This is a genomic window from Ramlibacter sp. (assembly GCF_041916345.1).
In the GTDB taxonomy this organism is placed as follows: Bacteria; Pseudomonadota; Gammaproteobacteria; order Burkholderiales; family Burkholderiaceae_C; genus Ramlibacter.
Genome location: NZ_JAYRZR010000174.1, coordinates 1 through 2,280 on the forward strand (window position 1 = coordinate 1; position 2,280 = coordinate 2,280).

Here is a 2,280-nt window from a genome sequence, read left to right on the forward strand (position 1 = left end):
GTCGATCCACGACACGGTGTATTCCCAGTCGGCCTCGCTCGCGTCCGACAGGGCGAAGAACTCGTCGAGCGAGCGGTAGGGCAGCGTCTCGGCCTCCAGCCAGGGGCCGTCCACGCGGCGCAGCTGCAGCGTGGCCTCGGTGATGACGCCGGTCAGCCCGAGCCCGCCCACGGTGGCCGTGAACCAGTCGGCCTGCGCGTCGGGCCCGCATTCGATGACCTCGCCATCCGTGCGCAGCAACCGCAGGCGCAGCACATGATCGCCGAACGAGCCGAGGCGATGATGGTTCTTGCCGTGCACGTCATTGGCGATGGCGCCGCCGACGGTGACGAACTGCGTGCCCGGTGTCACCGGCAGCATCCAGCCGCGGCCGCAGAACAGGCGCTGGATGTCGCGCAGCAGCACGCCGGCTTCGCAGGTGAGGCGGCCGTTCTCCGCGTCGAAGGCGATGAACTTGTCCAGGCCGCGCGTCATCCACAGCGTGCCGCCCGGGTTGAGGCAGACATCGCCGTAGCTGCGGCCCATGCCGTAGGCGAGGCCGGGCGCCGCTTCGCCAGGCAGGCGGCGCAGGGCGCGGTCTGCCAGCGGCTGCACCCGATGCGGCCAGGCCGCGAGACGGCCCCAGGAGCCGATCTCTACCATGACAGGCCGACGCTGCCCAGCAGCAGGAACACGCCGAACACGACGCCGGCGACGATGCTGGCGGGGTCCTTGAAGGCGAACACCAGCGGGTCGTCGTGCATCTGGCCGCGGGCGGCGCGCAGCCACATCCAGCTGACCCAGAACACCATCACCGGCACCGTGCCCCAGGCCAGGTAGGGCGCCCGGTACAGCAGCTGCACCGACTCGTGGTTGAGGTAGAGCGCCAGCACCACGCAGGCGGTGTAGCCGGAGACCACGCCCAGCGTCTGCACCAGCGGTAGATCGGTGGTGAGGTAGGCGCGGCCATGCGCGCGCGTCTGCCCCGAGCTGTGCTGCATGTGCAGCTCCGCGAAACGCTTCACGAAGGCGAGCGACAGGAACAGGAACACCGAGAACGCCAGCAGCCAGAACGACAGCGTGAGGCCGACGGCGGCGGCGCCGGCCACGACCCGCAGCGTGTACAGCCCCGCGAGGGTGAGGCAGTCGACGATGGCCACGCGCTTGAGCCACCACGAGTAGGCCCAGGTCAGCCCGAAGTAGACGCCCAGCCAGCCCACGAAGGCCCCGCCCGCCGGCAGGGCCGCCGCCAGGCTGGCCGCGGCCAGCACGGGCACGACGGCGACGCCCTGCCACACAGGCAGCGTGCCGGCGGCGAAGGGCCGCAGCCGCTTGCGCGGGTGCTGGCGATCGCTCTCCAGGTCCATCAGGTCGTTGGCGACGTAGACCGACGACGCGCACAGGCTGAAGGCCACGAAGGCGAGCAGCAGGTCGAACCAGGCGCCGAGGTCATGGATCTGGTGGGCGGCGAACAGCGGCGCGAACAGCAGCAGGTTCTTCAGCCACTGGTGCACGCGCAGCGCGCGCAGCCAGGTGCGGGCGCGGCGGCCGGCGGGCGGGAATTCCTTCTCGACCTGGAACTCGGCACGCGCCCGGGCCGAGACGGCGGAGGGCGCCTCCACCACCACCGCCTGGCGGGCGTGCTGCCACACATGCAGGTCCACCCGGGCGTTGCCGGCGTAGTCGAAGCCGCCGGCGCCGAAGCGGCCCACCAGGGCCTGTGCCTTGCGCTCGCCGTCGAGGTTGGTCACGCCGTCGCTGGCCATCACGTCGTCGAACACGCCGCAGTGCTCGGCCACCGCATGGGCGAACTGGTGGTCCGACGCGGTGCACAGGATCAGCCGGCGGCCGGCCTCGCGCTGCTCGCGCAGCCAGGCCAGGAACTCCTCGTTGTAGGGCAGCAGCGTGGCGTCGAGCCGCGTGCGTTCCGCCAGCCGGCGCTTGAGCGCGGCCTTGCCCTCGCGCAGCCACAGCGGCAGGCGCAGCGTGGCGAGCGGCGACGAACGGAACAGCTGCACGGAGGATTCGTGCAGCATGTCGGTGCGGATCAGGGTGCCGTCGAGGTCGACCACCAGGGGGATCGGGCCGGACGGCGAGGCAGCGGCAGTCGTAGGCGGCACGGTCGGCTCGGAAAAGGCAAGCCGCCGAGTTTATCCGGTGGGGCCCTTGCGGGGCGGGGCCGCGCCCCGGGGCCGGGCCGGGTCAGGCCGCGCGGGCGGTTCGCGTGGTGCGCGGTTCGGTCTTGGCGGCCGGTCGCCGGCGCGTGGCCCCCCGGGCCGGCGTGGCCGGGGCCGGCGTGGC

2 protein-coding genes are annotated in these 2,280 nt (G+C 72.5%); both read right to left on the reverse strand.

Annotated elements, in window-relative coordinates; all coding sequences use genetic code 11:
- A partial coding sequence (locus tag ACE3T5_RS21480) for an FAD-binding protein (RefSeq protein WP_374670148.1) occupies positions 1 to 642 on the reverse strand: 642 nt, incomplete at its 3' end.
- Positions 636 to 2,099, reverse strand: coding sequence for a UbiA family prenyltransferase (locus ACE3T5_RS21485; protein WP_374670149.1), 1,464 nt, complete (start codon positions 2,097 to 2,099; stop codon positions 636 to 638). The genes ACE3T5_RS21480 and ACE3T5_RS21485, both read right to left, overlap by 7 nt.
- Positions 2,100 to 2,280 lie beyond the last annotated feature (181 nt).